Below are 17454 nucleotides of genomic sequence, written 5' to 3' on the forward strand. Positions count from 1 at the left end.
ACCGACATTAGCGCGCTCCCGCCGGGGTGCGTGTGGTGACGCGACCCTCTCGCACCTCCAGGACGACGTCGGCGTCCGCGGCCTCGGCGGCGTTGTGCGTGACGTGGATGACGGTCTTCCCAGCCAGCGCCTCGCCGAGGCGTTCACGGATGGTGCGCGCGGTCGGCTCGTCGAGGTGCGCCGTCGGCTCGTCGAGCAGGACCAGGTCGGCCTGGGCGGCGCCGAGCATCGCGCGGGCGAGCGCGACCCGCTGCGCCTGCCCGCCGGAAAGGCCGGCACCCGCGCTGTCCAGCATCGTGCTGATCTCGACGTCTTCGAGAACGGCCTGGTACAAGGCTTTTCGCAGGTCCGCCTCGGACGCCGCCGGCTTGGCGAGGCGCAGGTTCTCAGCGACCGTGGTGGACACGAGCATCGGCTCCTGCGGCGCCCAGACGACGTTCTCCGGGGTGGTGACCTCGCCGCGGCTCGGCTTCAGGAAACCGAGCAGGGCCGCGACGAGCGTCGACTTCCCTGCGCCGCTCGGGCCGACGACGGCGACGTGCGTGCCGGGCGCGATGTCGAGGTCGACGCCGGTGAGCACGGGGTCGGAGGCGCCGGGCCAGCCGAGGTCGGCGTTCCGGATCCGCACCCCGCCGGTGTCATGAAAGGGACTAGGAGGACAAAAAACGTCCCGCAAGTCCCTTTCATGACACGCGGCGAGGCGCAGACGGGCCTGGCGAAGGGTGTCCCAGTGCTGCGCGGCCGGAGGAAGAAGGGAGAGGACTTCCGCCAGCGCGAGCGGGACCAGGGCGACCACGGGCGCGAGTACCGGGTTCAGCGCGCCGGCGGCGACGGCGCTCACCGCGAATCCGGTACTCACGATGGCGGCCACACCCGTCGCCAGGATGATCAGTGCGTCGGCCGCTCCGGCACCGAAGGCCTGACGCCGCGCTTCGGCGGTCAACGCGGTGTCGGTAGCGGCGATTCGGCGACGTCGCTCTTTGTCGGCCCCGAAGGCGACCAGCTCCGCCGCGGCCTCGAACAGGCTCAGCACCTGCGCCGACACCGAACGTCGTCCGGTGGCCAAGGCGCTCGTCGCCCGTCGTTCCACAGCCAGCGCGAGCAGCGGCGCGAACGCGCTCACCAGCACCGCCGCGGCCAGTGTGAGCCCGGCTTCGGGCAGCACAGCGGCCTGCACCGCGACGGCGCCCATGGCCACAAGGCCGACCACGACCAGCGGCGTGATCACGCGCGGCAGCAGGTCGCGCACGGTGTCGGTGTCCCCGACCAGCCGCCGCTGCTCCTCACCGGCGCGCAGTGCCCGCGCCGGGCCGAGCCGCACCAGCGAAGTCCACAGCCGGACCCGGAGCCGTCCGGCGATCCGGAACGCGGCGTCGTGCGTGACCAGCCGTTCGAGGTACCGCAGCCCCGCGCGGCCGAGGCCGAACGTCCGTACGCCGACGATCATCACGGTGAGGGTCAGGATCGGCGGCTGTTGCGAGGCCTTGGCGATCAGCCAGCCCGACAGCGCGGCCAGCGCGACGCCGGCGAGCAACGCGGCGGCGCCGAGCAGGGCGCCCCCGAGGAACCTGCGGTGCAGCAGACCGCGCCACGGCAGCGGCCGGACCGACGGCACCTCGTCCGTCGTGCCGGCCTCGACGGTCGAAGTAGTCGGCATGTCGACACCCGAGCTGCGTTCGTGCGCGGCGATGATCGCGGCGGCACCGTCGCCGACTGCCTTCCGGACGGCGGCCATGACGAGTCCGGCGTTGGCTTCGTCGAGGTGGGCCGTGGGCTCGTCGAGCAGAAGGAGCCATGCCCCCGACCGGACCCGCACCAGCGCCCGCGCCACCGCGACCCGCTGACGTTGTCCTTGCGAAAGCTTCGAAACCGGGCGATCGGCCAGGCCGGTCAGCCCGAGTTCGCCGAGGATGCCTTCGGCCCCGACCTCTTCGCGGACCGTTCCGCCGCCGAACACCGGCGACTGCGGCACCCACGCGACGTTCTCACGCCAGCGGTCGAGATCGGCGTCGGCCAGGCTGGTGCCGCCGACGGTGATCGCCCCGTCGTGCGCCTGCACGAAGCCGAGCAGCGCGGCCAGCGTCGTCGACTTGCCGCCGCCGCTGGGCGCGCGCAGCCAGGTCAGCTCGCCCGGCCGGACGGTGAACGTCTCGCCGTCGGGCGCGAAACCGCCACGCCGCGCGACACGCAACCCTTCGACGCGGACCTCGCCCTTGGCCGGCGTCTCGGAACCGTTGACGGGTAAGGGTTCCGCGAGTACGTCCGCGACCCGACGCACCGCCTCGACGCCGTCTTCACTGGCATGGAAAGCGGTGCCGACCGCGCGCAGCGGCTGGTAGCACTCCGGCGCGAGGATCAGCACGCCGAGCCCGATGGCCAGCGGAAGTTCGCCGGACACCAGCCGGACGCCGATGACGACCGCGACCAGTGCGACCGAAAGCGTCGCGATCAGTTCCAGGGCGAACGCCGACGCGAACGCGACCTTCAGTGTTTTCAGCGTCGCGCGGCGATGACGTTCGGAGATCTTCCGCACCGTCTCGGCCTGCGCTTCGGCACGGCGGAACGCGCTGAGCACCGGCAGCGCGCGGACGAGTTCGAGCAGGTGGCCCGACAACCGGTGCTCGGAGTCGGCGGCTTCGGCGACGCGCTCGGCGGTGTGCTTGCCGATCAGGATGGCGAACACCGGCACCAGCGGCACGGTGATCGCGATGAGCACGGCCGACGGCCAGTCGGCGAACAGGATCGCGACCCCGGCGGCGAGCGGCACGATCGCGGCGGTCACCAGCGCCGGGAGGTACTGGGTGAAATAGGCGTCGAGCGCGTCGAGTCCCTTGGTGGTCAACGACGTCAGCTCGCCGTGGCCGCGGCGGGCGATCCATTCCGGGCCCAGCCGCAGCGCGTGGTCGACGGCCTTGGCGCGCAGTTCTTCCTTCGCTCGCGCGGCCGCCCGGGCGGAAACCGTCCGCACCGCCCAGCCGGTCAACGCGCGGCCCGCGACGAGCGCGAGCAGCACGGCCAGCTGAGCGGTGCGGCCCCCGGATGCTCCGCGAACGACCGCGGAGAGGACGTCGGCCAGCAGGAACGCTTGTCCCACCAGCAATGCGGCGTTGACGAAGGACAGGAATCCGCTGAGGATCAACGCCCGGCGCGCCGCCGCCGAAAGCGGGGCGAGCGCGCCGAGCGGACCCTTTCCCGGCCGCGCTGGGTCCATTGTGGACTCCTTGGCGGAAAGGGTGTCGCGGCCGGGAAGCTCGGTCATGGTGCGTGCACCGGTGGGATGTGCCGGGTGCCGATGCGTTTGCGGAACACCCAGTACGTCCAGCTCTGGTAGACCAGCACGGCCGGGGCGCCGAACAGCGCGACCCAGCTCATCACCTTCAGGGTGTACGGGCTCGATGCCTCGCCGGCGATGGTCAGCGTGTTCGCCGGGTCCAAAGTGGACGGAAGGACGTTCGGGTACAGCGCGACGAAGATCGCGACGGCGGCTGCGGCGATGACCCCGCCGAGCGCGGCGAACGCCTGGCCTTCCCGGCCCGCGCGGATCTTGAACCACGCGAGAGCGGCCGCGAGGACGGCGATGCCGATCAGCAGCAGTGTCCACAGGTCACCCGAGCGCAGTTGCACGACGATGAGGAACGCGAGCAACGGCAGCAGCGCGAACGGGAGCAGGCGCGTGGCCAGCTTCCGGGCCCGGTGGCGGAGGTCGCCTTCGGTCTTGAGGGCGAGGAACGCGGCGCCGTGGACCAGCGAGAACCCGACGACCGCGATCGCGCCGAGCAGTGTTTCGAAGCGGATCGCGGCGAACGCGGAGCCGACCCGGTCGCCGTTCGCGTCGAGCGGGAGCCCGAGGACGGTGGTGGCGAGAAGCAGCCCGACGCCGAACGGCGGGATCCACGAGCCGATGCCGATCACGCGGTCCCAGTTGCGGCGCCAGCGATCGGAGTCGACCTTGCCGCGGTAGTCGAACGCGACGCCGCGGCCGATGAGCGCGAGCAGGACGACCAGGAGCGGGAGGTACGCGGCGGAGAAGAGCGATGCGTACCAGCCGGGGAACGCGGCGAACATCGCTCCGGCCGCGACGATCAGCCAGACCTCGTTGCCGTCCCAGACCGGGCCGATCGTGTTGACCAGGACACGGCGCTCGGTGTTGTCCTTCGCGAGCGCCGGCATGAGCATGCCGACGCCGAAGTCGAACCCTTCGAGGAAGAGGTAGCCGAGCCAGAAGAGGGCGATGACGCAGAACCAGATCGTTTCGAGGGTCATCGGGTGCTCCTGCTTGCTTCGTTCGCCTGGGCCTGGGCTGCTTGCCCGCACCGGACGTTGTGAAAGCCACTTTCACAACCTTCAACGTTGTGAAAGTGGCTTTCACAACCCGCCCGTACCACGCCGAGGCGACCAAACCGGCCCCTCGGCGCCTCGTCGCCCTGAGTTATCCACAACCGGCCAAGTTGTCCACAGATTGGCTGTGGGTAACCCGCCTGAGCGACACCCCCGATACGCTGGGTGCGGGGCCGTCCCCCGGGAAGGGCGGGGGGCTGGGTACGTGAGGTCAAGAGGCGATCAGTAGGCGAAAGCGAGTGCTTCGTCATCGCCGTCACCGCCTTCTGGGTCGTCGTTCTTGCTGGTCGGGCCGGGTTTCTCGGGTGGCATGACAGCGTCGACACCGCCTCGGACGTACTTGCGCATGAGGAACACCTCGACGACGCCGAGTGCCAGGTAGACGGTCGTCAGCGCGATCAGCGAGGTCCACACCTCGCCTGTGGACAACTTCGAGACCGCCTGCGCGGTGAACATCCACACTCCGTCGACACCGGTCGGATTCGGCACCACCACGAACGGCTGACGGCCCATCTCGGTGAAGATCCAGCCGGCGCTGTTGCCGATGAACGGTGTCGCGATCCCGCCGAGCAGGAGCCACGGGAACCACCGCTGTCCGGGGATCCGTCCGCGCCGGGTCAGCCACAGCGCGAGGACGCCGATCCCGGCCCCCATCGCGCCGAAGCCGATCATCGCGCGGAAACCCCAGTAGGTCACCGGCAGGCTGGGCACGTAGTCGATCGGCTTGCCCGCGAGCGAGCCGAGTTGCGGGTCGTCCGGGTAGTTCGTCCCGTACTTCGCCTGGTATTCCGTCACCAGGTTCTCCACACCCTTGACCTCGGTGGAGAAGTCGTTGTGCGCCAAGAAGGAGAGCAACGCAGGCACGTTGAACGTCTTGACGTCCTCACAGTTCGCGTCCCGGACGTCCCCGATCGCGATGATCGAGAAGCTCGCCGGTTCCTCCGTGTGGCACAGCGCTTCCGCCGACGCCATCTTCATCGGCTGCTGCTCGAACATCAGTTTGCCCTGCACGTCACCGGTGATGGCCAGCACCGCGAACGCCACCACCCCGACCCAGCCGCCGAGCCGCAGCGACGAACGCCACACCGCGCGGTGCTCGTCGTCCCCCGAACGCTTGCGCCACAACTGCCAGCCGGCCACCCCGACCAGGAACGCCGCCGCCACCGAGAACGCCCCGGCGATGGTGTGCGGGATCGCGGCCAGCGCGGTGTTGTTCGTCAGCACCGCCCAGATCGAGTTCATCGTCGGCTTCCCGTCGACGAACTCGACCCCGACCGGATGCTGCATCCACGAGTTCGCGGCCAGGATGAAGTACGCGGACGCCACGGTCGCCAGCGAGTACGCCCACGCGCACGCCAGGTGGACCTTCTTCGGCAACTTGTCCCAGCCGAAGATCCACAGCCCCAGGAAGGTCGACTCGACGAAGAACGCGACGAGCCCTTCCATCGCCAGCGGCGCACCGAAAACGTCGCCGACGAACCGTGAGTACGCGCTCCAGTTCATCCCGAACTGGAACTCCTGCACGATCCCGGTGACGACGCCCATCGCGAAGTTGACCAGCAGGAGTTTCCCCCAGAACTTGGTCATCTTCAGATAGCGACGATCACCTGTCCGGACCCAGGCCGTCTGCATCCCGGCGACCAGGATCGAAAGCCCGATGGTCAGCGGGACCATCAGGAAGTGATAGACGGTGGTGATGCCGAACTGCCACCGCGCTAGATCGAGGACCTCCACGCCTCAAGCCTGGTCACCGCGCGGGGTGCCCGCCAGTTCAAGTGGTCCTGATCTCGGCGGGACGTAGGTCCCGCACGCGGCTCAGCCGAGACCGGTGAGGGCGAGCCGCGCCTCCTCGGCGATCTGCCGCCGCGGGCCCGAATCCCCCAGTGTCAGCACGTGTTCCAGCGCCAACGCGTACGCGGTATCGAACGCCGCTTCGACGTCGACTGCGATATCGGGCTGGACGCCGACGCCTTCCCAGTTGGTCCCCGTGACCGGGTTCACGGCCCGTCCACCCGGGACGGTGATGTCCAGATGAGTGTCCACTTTGTACTGCCGACGCGGATTCGCGCCGCCGCCGGTCACCGCGCCGACCGTCTTCGCCCGCCCCAGCTGCTGGAGCGAGTAGCCCAGGTCCTCCGCGCCGGAGAAGGTCTTCGGGCCGGTCAGCACCCACACCGGTTTGTCCGCGCCGAACTTGCGTCCCGGCACGTACGGCAGCGTCCAGAACTGGTTGGTCACGTCGCCGTCGCGCAGATAGATACCGTTGAAGTGGGTCGGCTCGTCGACCAGGTAGCTGATCAGCATGGCCACCGCCATCGGGTCGCCGCCCCGGTTCTCCCGGACGTCGATCAGCAGCGCGTCCGCGGTCGCGAGCAGCGTCATCGCCGCCGCCAAGGCCTCGCCGGAGAGGTCCGGCTCGTAGAGCAGCTTCGTCTCCAGGTAGCCGACGTTCCCGGACAGCCGTCGCGCCGACGCGATGCCGAAGCCGTTCAGTTCGGCCTCGCGTCGGTACACCTCGGGATCGAAGGACCAGCCGTCCACCTCGGGCACCGGGTCGACGTGGTGGCGCAACCGCAGGTGCCCGTCCCCGTTGACCGACTGCAGGTCCTGCGTGACCGCGACGGCGAACGCCTGGTCGTCGAGCCCCGCGTACGCGCCCTCGCCCAGCCTCGCCTGCAGGAACACCACCAGCTTCTCGGCCACCTCGGGGAACACGTAGTGGGCCCGCAACCGTCCGCATACGTCCTCGATACGCGCTCTCTCGTCCATGATCGGCGACGCTACCAGCGGGCCGGAAAAAAGAATTCGGTTCGCCGAAATCTCATTTCAGCCCGGCCAAGAAATGCAATTCGCCCGCACATGCCGCCTGATTCGGAAAAGCCATCAGCTTGCCCTTTTCTGAATCGCCCCTTTATCGTTGCAGCGAAAGGGGTGAGTAATCGTCATGTCGAGCGGGATGCTGGCGCTCATCAGCGCATTCGGCCTGGTACTGGCCGTGGAACTACCGGACAAGACCCTGGTCGCCACCCTGGTTCTCACCACTCGTTTCCGCGCCTGGCCGGTATTCGCCGGGGTCACCGCCGCGTTCGCCGTGCAATGCGCGATCGCCGCCACATTCGGCAGTGTGCTGACTTTGCTGCCGGAACTGCTGGTGACCGCGATCGTCGCCACGATGTTCGGTATCGGCGCGTTCATGCTCCTTCGTGAAGGATTCACTCCGGGAAAGGACGGCGGGGAAGACGCGTCGCGTTCCGGACCGAGTCCCGCGACCTTTCTTCGCTCGGCCCTGACGTCGTTCGGCGTGCTGTTCGCCGCCGAGTGGGGCGACGCCTCCCAGCTCGCGACGGCCAGCCTCACGGCCCGTTTCGGCAACCCGTTCGCGGTCGCGCTCGGCTCCTTCGTCGCGCTGGTCGCCGTCGCCGGGCTCGCGGTGTTCATCGGCGCGAAGGTCCGGAGCCGCATCAACCCCAAGCTCATCCAGCGCGTGGCCGGTTTCATCTTCGCCGGGTTCTCGCTGTTCGCGGTCAGCCAACTGGTCTTCTGACCGGGGCATATCAGGTCTTTCACAGGTTCGACGGGTAACCTTTCGGAAACGAAAAGGTGTGGGCAAGGTGAACAGTCACCTTGCCCACTGCTTTGTCTCGTTCCCCGACGTGCCTGGAGTACCGCTCGTGACCTCGCCGAAGATCCTCGCGGCCCGTGCCGTCTCCCCGGTGCACGGCAGGCTCGCGATCGGCGGCATGGCCGTGGCCGTCGCGATTTCGATCGACCTCCACCTGCGGCTGTCCAGCCAGGTCAGCCCGATCTGGCAGACGCTGTCCGAGTACGTCTACGGCTATCTCTCGCCCGGCTCGTCGGCGGCGCCGTTGTTCGGCGCGATGTGCCTGGCGCTGGCGCTCGGCTCGCTCGCGCTGCTCGGCGGCATCGCCAAGGCGCACCGCACCGGCTACGGGGCCGTCCTCGTCCTGCTCGGCGTGTGGTGTGCCGGGCTGCTGACCCTGGCGCTCGTCCCCGTCGATCCCGAAGGCCAGGCCCGTTCGCTGGCCGGGCAGATCCACAACTACGCCGCGCTGACGGCCTTCCTCGCGCTCCCCGCCGCCGCCTGGGTGCTGACCAGGCCCGGCCGGGCACGCTGCCCGTGGGAGCCGCGCCGCACGACGATCCGACGGCTTTCGGTGGCCAGTTTCGCCGCCGTGGTGATCGTGCTCGGCGGGTTCGTCTGGACGATGCTCACCGGCCCCTCGCACCAGGAGATCACGCTCGGACTGTTCGAGCGGCTGCTGTTCGCGGTCGACCTGACGCTGCTCGCGACCATGGTGCGCCCGCTGCTCAGCGACCGCTGAGGGCTACTCCGGCTGCTTCAGGACCTCGGCCAGCCGCAGGGCCGCCGCGACGACCGCCGGTCCCACCACAGAGGCGTCCAGCGGCTCCAGGGAGACGACGCCGATACTGGCGCGTAGTCCCGGCACCCCGCGCACGGGCGCGGCGACACCGCACGCCCCCGCCTCCAGTTCACCCGCCGAGGTCACCCAGCCGTCGCCGCCCGGACGCAGCGTCATCGCCTTGCCCGCCGCGCCGGCGGACAGCGCATGACGCGTGCCGACGCGGTAGGCGACGTGGAAGCTCGTCCACGAGGGCTCGATGACCGCGACGGCTTGGGCCTGGTCGCCCTGCGCGACGGAGAGGTGCGCTGTCGCGCCGACCTTCTCCGCCAGCTCGCGCAGGACCGGCCGGGCCGCCTCCCGCAGCTGCGGGAGGACCTGCCCGGCGAGGCGGAGCAGGCCGACACCGAGGCGCACCTTGTTGCCGTCGCGCCACACGAGACCGCGTTCGGACAACGGGACGAGCAGCCGGTAGACGGCCGCGCGGCTGGCGCCGATGGCGACGGCGAGCTCGGAGATCGTCGCCGCCTCGCCACCGGCGTCCGCCACGGCTTGAAGTAACGCCAGTCCTCTGTCCAGGGTCAAGGACCCTTCGCGGGTCACAAGAGCTCGAGTTCCCCGAGGTCGGCGACGGGCTCGTCGAACGACGCGGCCGCGTAGGACGCGAAGAGCCCTCGGACGGCCTTCGCGGCCGGCTCGGGCATCTCCTTGGCCTCCGCGGCGAGCGCGGCGCTGTCGGTCGACTCGAGCGCTCCGCGCACGTCGCCGCCGGAAAGGCTGCGCGCGCACGCGACGATGAGGTTCAGGAACCCGTGGTGGGTGAAGCCCGAGGTCTCGTCGGTGTGCCGGACGGCGCGGTGCAGGCTGTTCGTCGCCTTGAACGACGCCCCGCTCGAACCGCTGACCACCGCGAGGAAGTCGGCGACCTCGTCGACGCTGGGGAAGTTCTCGCCCGCCTTGCCGCCGCAGCGGATCTTCGGCCAGCTGCCGTGCTCGATCACCTTCCGCACGCCGTCCAGCCAGCCGACACCGCGCCGCGGCTCGACCACCCGGATGACGTCCTCGGGCACGAACTCGGAGACGCGTTCCAGCCAGACCTCGTCGACGTCCGACGGCGCGGGCATCTCCACCATCCGCAACGCGAGGATCTCGCTGCGCGATTCGACGATCGAGATCGCCTTCGGGACTCCGCCGAGCCCGGTGTCGATGATCAGCGACAGTGGCAGCGGCTCCTTCGGCTTGATCTTGATCAGCTCGGTGATGAGTTCGGGCAGCCTCGACGCCTGGCACAGGAACACGCCCAGTACTCCGGAGTGTTCACCCGCCCTCGACGCGAAGTGCGCACGCAGCGCCTCGGGCATGGACGCCTCACCGGGCGGGAACAACGCCGAGTCGTCGACGAGCCGCGCGAACAGGGGAGGAATTCCTCGGGGGCCGGGTGGCGTGAGTTCCACAGCGCTTGACACGACTGACACGCTAGTAGCGTACGACATCAGAACAAAATCGTTCGCACAACGGACACGTTCCGGGGAGATTCCGATGCCTTACTACCGGCAGGTAGGCGAGATCCCGCACAAGCGCCACACGGCGTTCCGCAAGCCCGACGGTGGCCTGTACGCCGAGGAGCTGATGGGTGTCGAGGGCTTCTCGGCGGACTCCGCGCTGCTGTATCACCGCGGCCTGCCCACCGCGATCGTCGACGCCGTCGCGATCGAGGACGAGCGCGGGCCGATCGCCCCGAACCACCCGCTCAAGCCGCGGGCCTTCAAGACCCAGGACCTCAAGTTCGGTGACGGGGCCAACGCGGTCACCGACCGGCGGCGGCTGTTCGGCAACGCCGACGTCACCATCGGTTTCGTCCACGCGACGCAGCCTTCGCCGCTTTACCGCAACGCGGCCGGCGACGAGCTCTTCTACGTCCAAGGCGGCAGCGCGACCGTCGAGACGATCTACGGCACGCTCGAAGTCGGCGACGGTGACTACCTGGTCATCCCGACGTCGTGCACCTATCGCGTGCTCCCCCACGACGATGGCGGAGTCAAGCTGCTGACCATCGAGGCGCGAGGCCACATCGGCCCGCCGAAGCGATACCTGTCGGCGAAGGGCCAGTTCCTGGAGCACTCGCCGTACTGCGAGCGCGACATCCGCGGCCCGTCGGAACCGCTGGTCGTCGACGGCACCGATGTCGACGTCCTCGTGCGGCACCGCGCAGGTCTCACGCGCTTCACCTACGCGACCCATCCGTTCGATGTCGTCGGCTGGGACGGCTGCCTGTATCCGTGGGTGTTCAACATCGACGACTTCGAGCCGATCACCGGCCGCGTGCACCAGCCGCCGCCCGTGCACCAGACCTTCGAGGGCCCGAACTTCGTGGTCTGCTCGTTCTGCCCGCGCAAGGTCGACTACCACCCCGAGTCGATCCCGGTGCCCTACAACCACGCGAACGTCGATTCGGACGAGCTGATGTTCTACGTGCGCGGGAACTACGAGGCGCGCAAGGGTTCCGGCATCGAGGTCGGCTCGCTTTCGCTGCACCCGTCCGGTTTCACGCACGGGCCGCAGCCCGGCGCGGCGGAGGCTTCGATCGGCGCCCAGTTCTTCGACGAGACCGCGGTCATGGTGGACACCTTCGCTCCGCTGGACCTCGGCGAAGGCGCGGACGCTTCGGAAGACCACCGCTACGCGTGGACCTGGTCCGGACGGGGTCCGGGCGCCTAGTACCGACCGCGTTTCGTCCTCTGGTTGCGGTACTTGCACGAGCAACTACCGCAACTAGAGGACGAATTGCGACGGCTTGGCGGGATAACTACCGCCACCGCCGCAACGGTTCGGCAACGCAGGACCCATGCGGGACCGGTCCGGGCGAAACCTCCGGATAATCGGTGTTCAGACCGATTGGAGCTCTCCATGGTCGTGAATCCCGGCCCGTCCCGTGGCGGCCGCAAGGTCCTGGCGTTCGTGGCCGCGGCGGTGGTCGCCATCGGCCTGATCATCGGCTTGCGTGCCATCACCAGCGATTCCGGCGAAGACGCCGTGGCGGCGAAATGCACCACCGGCGACGCCGTCAAGCTGCAGATCTCGTCGTCACCCGAGAAGGCCGGGGTGGTCGCCGAGATCGCCCAGGGCTACAGCGGCCGCACGGTCGCCGGGCGCTGCGTCGACGTCCTGGTGCAGTCGAAGTCGTCGGGGACCGCGATGCAGGCGCTCGCGCGCGGCTGGAACGAGGCGGTGGACGGGCCACGGCCGGACGTCTGGACGCCCGCCGCGTCCGGCTGGGTGAACCTGCTGCGCCAGAACCTCGCCGGCACCGACCATCCCGCGCTGGTGCCGGAAGGGGACTCGGAATCGGTCGCGAACGCGCCCTTGGTGGTCGCGATGCCGAAGCCGATGGCCGAGGCGCTCGGCTGGCCGGGCAAGGGCATCGGCTGGAAGGATCTCGCCGCGCTCGCCACGGATCCGCAGGGCTGGGCGAAGTACGGCCATCCGGAGTGGGGCAGGTTCCGGCTCGGCAAGACGAACCCGAACATCTCGACGTCCGGCCTCAACGCCACGATCGGCGCCTACTACGCGGCGACCGGGACCTCGTCGGACCTCACCGCGGCCGCGCTCGCGAAGCCGGAGGCGCGGACGTTCGTGCAGAACGTCGAGCAGGCCATCGTCCACTACGGCGACAACACGCTGACGTTCCTGACGAACCTCCAGAAGGCCGACGATCGCGGCGCGGCGCTGTCGTACATCTCCGCGGTGACGGTCGAGGAGAACTCGCTCGTCGGCTACAACCAGGGCAACCCCACGAACGACCCGGTGAAGCGCGGGCAGCACGCTCCGCCGAAGGTGCCGCTCGTCGGGATCTACCCCAGCGACGGCACGCTCAACTCCGATCACCCGTTCACCGTGCTGAACTGGGCCGACGACGTCCACAAGCAGGTCGCGGCGGACTTCCTGGCGCATCTGCGCGGTCCCGAGGCGCAGCAGAAGTTCAGCGACATCGGCTTCCGCACGTTCGACGGGAAACCCGGCTCGCAGACCACCGCGCAGAACGGTGCTCAGCCCGACGCGAAGCTCAACCTGATCCGCCCGCCGAGCCCGCCGGTGCTGACCGAGGTGCTGAAGTCGTGGAAGGACCTGCGGAAGAAGGCGAACGTGCTGCTGGTCGTCGACGTCTCCGGTTCGATGGGCGACGGCGTCAGCGGGACCGGCAAGAACAAGATGGATCTCGCGAAACAGGCGGCCGTGGCGTCGTTGCCGCAGTTCAGCGACGCGGACAAGGTCGGGCTGTGGATGTTCTCGACGCGGCTGGACGGGGACAAGGACTTCAGGGAACTCCGGGCCGTGACCCCGATCGGCGGGGAGCCGGGCAGGCAGGAACTGGCGTCGCGGCTGAACGGGCTGACCCCGCAGAACGGGACCGGGCTCTACGACTCCTCGCTCGCGGCCTACGAATTCATGAAGCAGCGGCTGGATCCGAACGCGATCAACGCCGTCGTCGTGCTCACCGACGGCCGGAACGAGGATCCCGGCGGGATCGATCTGCCCAACCTCGTCGGGCAGTTGCGGAGCGAAGGTGGCGGTGAGGCGGTGCGGATGTTCACCATCGCCTACGGCTCCGACGCCGACTTCGACATCCTCAAGGAGATCGCCGAGACGACCCAGGGCGTGGGGTACGACTCGTCCAAACCGGACTCGATCGACCAGGTCTTCACCGCCGTGATCTCGAATTTCTGAGATCCTCGGATATGCGCTTCGTCCGTGAGCTAGCCGAACCGTGGGGATTGCTCCTCGCGGCGACTTCGGCGGGTGCGGCCTGGGCGGTGCAACTGCCGGTGCTCGCCGCGGTGGGCGTCGGCGCGGCCGTGCTCGCCGCGCGCGCCGGGATCGCCGCCGCCACCCGGCCGAAACCCGAGGCCGAACCCGAGGAGAAACAGCCACTGGACGTCGCAGCGGGCTCTCCCGAAGCGGGCTGGCTGCGGCGCGCGGAGGCCGCGGCCGAGGGGTTCGAGTCGATCTCCGGCTCGCTCGACGCCGGCCCGCTCGCCGACCGGGTGGCCGACATGGAGCCGGTGGTGTCGGAGACGGTCGACACGCTCCGGCGGCTGGCAGGGCGCACGACGGCCACCGGGAAGGCGCTGGCGCGGGTGAACCTCGCCGCGGTCGCCGCCGAGAAGGCCCGGCTGCGGAAGGCGCTGAAGACCGCCGACGACGACATCCGCGGCGACCTGCTGCAGTCGCTCGAATCCGTGCAGACTCAGGAAGACGTGCATGCGCGGCTGACGAGCGCACAGCGGAAACTGCTGGCACAGCTGCAATCGGGCGCGCTCGGGCTCGACGGCCTGGTCGCCAGGGCGGCCGAACTGTCGGCCGCCACCGGCGATTCGCTGGTCGACACCCGGACGATCGGTGAGCTGAGCGAACAGCTGGAAGGCATCCGGCGTGGTGTCGTCGAGACCGAAGAGGCGACGCGGCGCTCCAGCTGGTCGTGAGTGATTTGGGTCGTTCTAACGACCCAAATCACTCACGACACGTCCACGCTTCACCTGCCGAACTTGACCGGGCCGGATACCGCGTGACCAGGCACTCCGGCCTTCGCCGTCTTCCCGGCCACCGGTACGCCGAGCACCCACAGCCGACCGGTCGCGGCGATGTCCGCGGCCAGAGACGGGTCCGAGCCGCCGGCGCGTACCGAGACCTCGCGGCCGCCGGGCAGGACGGTCCGCCCCTTCACGGTGACCATGCCGAAGAGGTTGACCGACGCGGGCCCGGACACGACGAACAGTTCGGTCCACACTGGTTCGGGAACCGGCCTGGCCACCACGAGCGCGGCGACGGCGAGCCCGAGCGTCGCCAGTCCACAAAGGACCGCGAGGACCCCTGCGTTCGGGACGAGGGTGGAGCCGCGGTCCGGGAAATCGACGGCCACCCAGACCGAGAAGGCGCCGGCTGCCAAGGCGAGCCCGGCGCCGAGGACGTAATACGACGCCAGCAGCCGGCGTTGCAGTGAGACCAGGCGTCCCGGCGACACCGGCTCGGCGGCGAAGGGTGTCGAGCCCTTCGGCGGGGTATCGCGGAACGAGCCGCGCCGGGGGACGAGGACACCGGGGAGCAGGACGAACGGGCCCAGCACCCACAGCCTTCGCTGGGCCGCGAGTTGCGCCCGGTTCGGGGCGGGCTGCCGCACGACCAGCCACCGTCCGTCCAGCGGCACGCTCACCCGCGAACCGGCGACGACGGCGCCGTCCAGCCCGTTCACCAGTCGGAACGGCTTGTCCACCAGCTTCCGCATCGACAAGGATCCGGCAATCGTGAGGATGCCGTAGAAGAGCGAAATCGGTGTCATATAAGCGAGGAGGAAGACCGGTGCCGCGATCCCGTGCCGTCCGTTGACCAGCAGCACCACGCCCAGTACGACGAGCAGCGCGGTGGCGAAGGCCAGGGTGCCGGCGGTCGCGGCCGAACGGTCGAGTGTGGCCACCAGGACCGGCATGTTCTTGGCCGGAACCCCTTCGGGTGGTTCGAACACTGGGATTCTTCGGTCTTCCACCTGGTCAACCTATAGCCGTCAGGTGAGACGTGATCCAGGCTACTTCCACTGGGCGCGTAAATCAGGTTAGGCTCACCTAACTTAGGAGGTGAGCCGTGACCACACCGACGTCCATCCGCCGCCCGCCGGCGCCGAACCCCGCCGAGCGCGCGAAAACGATCGCCACCCGCAACGGGCCGGCGACGTTGATGCCGACAGCCGAGCAGCGTGACCAGCCAGGACAGTACGGCCGTGTCATCCCCGTGCTGCACCACGTGCACACGAGCGGCAGCGTCAGCATCCTGCTGCCGGACGAGCACCACCTGGTGAAACGGGCACACGAGGCCCAGCGCGGCGAGCTCGCGGTGATGGTCGAGCTGACCGATCAGGCGCCGGTCGAGCTGCGCGAACCCATCCGCGGGCTGCTGTGGATCACCGGCTGGCTTCGCCCGCTCTCCGCCGTCTCAGCGCGCGCCCGCGCGGTCTCCATCGCCGAGACCCGGCCGGACGAGCGGCTGCTCGACGTCGGGCACGGCGTGACCCTGCTGCGGCTGACCCCGGCGTCGCTGGTGCTCGCGGACGCCGAGGGCACCCACTCGCTCCGGCCGCATATGTTCAGCGCCGCGCCGCCGGACCCGTTCCACGACTACGAAGCCCAGTGGCTGCGGCATCTGGAGAGCGACCACGCGGACGTCGTCCAGCAGCTCGCCCGGCATGTGCCCGCCGACCTGCGCGGCGGGCGGATCAGGCCGCTGGGCCTGGACCGCTACGGCCTGCGGTTGCGCGTCGAGGCCGACTCCGGTGACCACGACGTCCGGCTCGCGTTCTCACGTCCGGTCGAAGGGCCGCAGCAGCTCGCCGGCGAGATCCGCCGTCTGATCGGCTGCCCTTACTCGTTCGAATGAGGCCCCGTATTTGAATGAGCCTTAGGCGAGTTCCGCCGGGAAGCCGCCCTTGGCGACCGGACCCCACGATTCGAGGGTGACGCGGATGATGCTCTTGCCCTGCTTCACCATCGCTTCGCGGTACTCGTCCCAATCGGAGTGCTCGCCCGCGATGCCGCGGTAGTACTCGACCAGCGGCTCGACCGAGTCGGGGATGTCGAGCACTTCGGCGACGCCGTTGAGCTGCACCCACTGGTCGTTCCACTCGTCGGACAGGATGCAAGCCGAAACCTTCGGCTCGCGTCGCACGTTGGTGACCTTCGCGCGCTTCGGATACGTCGAGATGACCAGCCGTCCTTCGCCGTCGACCCCGCAGGTCACCGGGGACAGCTGCGGGCCGCCGTCGGCCTTCGTGGTCATCAGGATCGCGCGGTGGCGAGTGGACAGGAACTCGACGAGCGCGGCACGGTCGACGGTTTCGTTGGTCGCGATGCTCCTTGGCATGCTTCGACGGTAGCTTGTGCGGGATGAGCTGGCTGCGTCCCGAACGTCCGGCGTCGCCGGAGTTCATCGAAGATCCGGCGCGCCGCCGCGCGATCGTCATCGAACTCGTCGTCGTCTTCGGGATCACCCTCGGCCTGTCCGGGCTGCGCAGCCTGCTGTCCCTTGTGGACTCGCTGCTGCAGCCGGTTCCGCTGGCGCAGCAACAGGCCCAGCTCAACGTTCCCCAGGCGACCCTGGGCCTCGTCGACCTGCTCAAGCAGGTGCTGAGCGCGGGACAGCTGATCGGCTGGGGCGCGCTCGGGCTGTACCTGCTGTGGCGCGGCGGGATGAAGCTCGCGCAGATCGGGCTGGACCGCGGCCGCCCGGGCCGTGACGTCGGGCTCGGCCTCCTGCTCGCCGCGACGATCGGGATCCCGGGGCTGGGCCTGTACTTCCTGTCCTACAGCCTCGGGTTCAGCCTGTCGGTGCAACCGTCCACTTTGGGCGAGACCTGGTGGCGCCCGATCACCCTGACGCTCTCGGCGTTCGGCAACGCGTTCGCCGAGGAGGTGCTCGTCGTCGCGTATCTGCTGACCCGGCTGCGGCAGCTCGGGCTGCGCGAGAACACGTCGCTGCTCGCCTCGTCGGTGCTGCGCGGGTCGTATCACCTGTATCAGGGTTTCGGCGGGTTCGTCGGCAACGTCGTGATGGGCCTGGTGTTCGGCAGGCTGTGGCAGAAGACGAACCGGCTCTGGCCCCTGATCGCCGCGCACACCGCCCTCGACTTCGTTTCTTTCGTCGGATATGCGCTGCTCAAGGGGCGAGTTTCCTGGCTTCCCTAGCTAGGGTG

Annotated in this window: 15 protein-coding genes; 7 read left to right on the top strand and 8 right to left on the bottom strand. The window is 69.3% G+C overall.

Features of this window, described 5'->3' with window-relative positions; genetic code table 11:
• Positions 1–7: 7 nt before the first annotated feature.
• The 4 genes from cydC to ACLJRL_RS24435 form a co-directional block, all read right to left on the bottom strand.
• Positions 8–3259, bottom strand: a complete 3252-nt coding sequence (gene cydC / locus ACLJRL_RS24420; RefSeq protein WP_410658578.1) for a thiol reductant ABC exporter subunit CydC — start codon at positions 3257–3259, stop codon at positions 8–10.
• On the bottom strand, positions 3256–4263 hold the full coding sequence (gene cydB / locus ACLJRL_RS24425; RefSeq protein ID WP_410658579.1) for a cytochrome d ubiquinol oxidase subunit II: 1008 nt from the start codon (positions 4261–4263) through the stop codon (positions 3256–3258). The genes cydC and cydB overlap by 4 nt, the downstream gene beginning before the upstream one ends.
• A 297-nt stretch (positions 4264–4560) precedes the next feature.
• Entirely contained in the window at positions 4561–6072 is a 1512-nt protein-coding gene (locus tag ACLJRL_RS24430; RefSeq protein WP_410658580.1) for a cytochrome ubiquinol oxidase subunit I, read from the bottom strand.
• Positions 6073–6153: 81 nt separating this feature from the next.
• Positions 6154–7107 (bottom strand): S41 family peptidase, encoded by a 954-nt coding sequence (locus tag ACLJRL_RS24435; RefSeq protein ID WP_410658581.1) that lies wholly within the window; start codon positions 7105–7107, stop codon positions 6154–6156.
• A 187-nt stretch (positions 7108–7294) separates the two neighbouring features.
• Between ACLJRL_RS24435 and ACLJRL_RS24440 the strand changes: the two genes are divergently transcribed.
• Entirely contained in the window at positions 7295–7882 is a 588-nt protein-coding gene (locus ACLJRL_RS24440; protein WP_410658703.1) for a TMEM165/GDT1 family protein, read from the top strand.
• A 127-nt stretch (positions 7883–8009) separates the two neighbouring features.
• Positions 8010–8681: a DUF998 domain-containing protein gene (locus ACLJRL_RS24445; RefSeq protein WP_410658582.1), complete on the top strand. Its 672-nt coding sequence runs from the start codon at positions 8010–8012 to the stop codon at positions 8679–8681.
• 3 nt (positions 8682–8684) lie between these two features.
• On the opposite strand, the gene ACLJRL_RS24450 is transcribed toward ACLJRL_RS24445, so the two are convergent.
• Together ACLJRL_RS24450 and ACLJRL_RS24455 are read right to left on the bottom strand one after the other, a co-directional pair.
• The gene (locus ACLJRL_RS24450; RefSeq protein ID WP_410658583.1) at positions 8685–9323 is read right to left on the bottom strand and encodes an IclR family transcriptional regulator; all 639 of its coding nucleotides are present in this window, start codon (positions 9321–9323) and stop codon (positions 8685–8687) included.
• The gene (locus ACLJRL_RS24455; RefSeq protein WP_410658704.1) at positions 9320–10174 is read right to left on the bottom strand and encodes a hypothetical protein; all 855 of its coding nucleotides are present in this window, start codon (positions 10172–10174) and stop codon (positions 9320–9322) included. The genes ACLJRL_RS24450 and ACLJRL_RS24455 overlap by 4 nt, the downstream gene beginning before the upstream one ends.
• Before the next feature lie 85 nt (positions 10175–10259).
• Between ACLJRL_RS24455 and ACLJRL_RS24460 the strand changes: the two genes are divergently transcribed.
• The 3 genes from ACLJRL_RS24460 to ACLJRL_RS24470 all read left to right on the top strand — a co-directional run bounded on the left by ACLJRL_RS24460 (position 10260) and on the right by ACLJRL_RS24470 (position 14200).
• A complete protein-coding gene (locus ACLJRL_RS24460; protein WP_410658584.1) occupies positions 10260–11438 on the top strand; it encodes a homogentisate 1,2-dioxygenase in 1179 nt (392 codons plus the stop codon).
• 189 nt (positions 11439–11627) lie between these two features.
• Positions 11628–13445: a substrate-binding and vWA domain-containing protein gene (locus tag ACLJRL_RS24465; protein ID WP_410658585.1), complete on the top strand. Its 1818-nt coding sequence runs from the start codon at positions 11628–11630 to the stop codon at positions 13443–13445.
• A gap of 11 nt (positions 13446–13456) precedes the next feature.
• Positions 13457–14200 carry a hypothetical protein gene (locus ACLJRL_RS24470; RefSeq protein ID WP_410658586.1) on the top strand — a complete coding sequence of 248 codons (744 nt, stop codon included), beginning with the start codon at positions 13457–13459 and terminating at the stop codon, positions 14198–14200.
• Between the two features lie 50 nt (positions 14201–14250).
• On the opposite strand, the gene ACLJRL_RS24475 is transcribed toward ACLJRL_RS24470, so the two are convergent.
• Complete coding sequence (locus ACLJRL_RS24475; RefSeq protein ID WP_410658587.1) at positions 14251–15237, bottom strand: hypothetical protein; 987 nt, start codon at positions 15235–15237, stop codon at positions 14251–14253.
• Positions 15238–15353: 116 nt separating this feature from the next.
• Between ACLJRL_RS24475 and ACLJRL_RS24480 the strand changes: the two genes are divergently transcribed.
• Positions 15354–16142, top strand: a complete 789-nt coding sequence (locus ACLJRL_RS24480) for a DUF2470 domain-containing protein (RefSeq protein ID WP_410658588.1) — start codon at positions 15354–15356, stop codon at positions 16140–16142.
• A gap of 21 nt (positions 16143–16163) precedes the next feature.
• Here the strand turns inward: ACLJRL_RS24480 and ACLJRL_RS24485 are convergent, their stop codons facing one another.
• Positions 16164–16625 (bottom strand): PPOX class F420-dependent oxidoreductase, encoded by a 462-nt coding sequence (locus tag ACLJRL_RS24485; protein WP_410658589.1) that lies wholly within the window; start codon positions 16623–16625, stop codon positions 16164–16166.
• A gap of 23 nt (positions 16626–16648) precedes the next feature.
• Here ACLJRL_RS24485 and ACLJRL_RS24490 point away from each other — a divergent pair, with 23 nt between their 5' ends.
• A complete protein-coding gene (locus ACLJRL_RS24490; RefSeq protein WP_410658590.1) occupies positions 16649–17446 on the top strand; it encodes a CPBP family intramembrane glutamic endopeptidase in 798 nt (265 codons plus the stop codon).
• Positions 17447–17454 lie beyond the last annotated feature (8 nt).

This window comes from Amycolatopsis sp. lyj-112, assembly GCF_046549055.1.
Taxonomy (GTDB): Bacteria; Actinomycetota; Actinomycetes; order Mycobacteriales; family Pseudonocardiaceae; genus Amycolatopsis.

Excerpts from the sequence above, each read along its gene's own strand:
- cydC (WP_410658578.1), bottom strand. The coding sequence starts at position 3,259 with ATGACCGAGCTTCCCGGCCGCGACACCCTTTCCGCCAAGGAGTCCACA.
- cydB (WP_410658579.1), bottom strand. The coding sequence starts at position 4,263 with ATGACCCTCGAAACGATCTGGTTCTGCGTCATCGCCCTCTTCTGGCTC.
- ACLJRL_RS24435 (WP_410658581.1), bottom strand. The coding sequence starts at position 7,107 with ATGGACGAGAGAGCGCGTATCGAGGACGTATGCGGACGGTTGCGGGCC.
- ACLJRL_RS24440 (WP_410658703.1), top strand. The coding sequence starts at position 7,295 with ATGCTGGCGCTCATCAGCGCATTCGGCCTGGTACTGGCCGTGGAACTA.
- ACLJRL_RS24460 (WP_410658584.1), top strand. The coding sequence starts at position 10,260 with ATGCCTTACTACCGGCAGGTAGGCGAGATCCCGCACAAGCGCCACACG.
- ACLJRL_RS24465 (WP_410658585.1), top strand. The coding sequence starts at position 11,628 with ATGGTCGTGAATCCCGGCCCGTCCCGTGGCGGCCGCAAGGTCCTGGCG.
- ACLJRL_RS24470 (WP_410658586.1), top strand. The coding sequence starts at position 13,457 with ATGCGCTTCGTCCGTGAGCTAGCCGAACCGTGGGGATTGCTCCTCGCG.
- ACLJRL_RS24485 (WP_410658589.1), bottom strand. The coding sequence starts at position 16,625 with ATGCCAAGGAGCATCGCGACCAACGAAACCGTCGACCGTGCCGCGCTC.
- ACLJRL_RS24490 (WP_410658590.1), top strand. The coding sequence starts at position 16,649 with ATGAGCTGGCTGCGTCCCGAACGTCCGGCGTCGCCGGAGTTCATCGAA.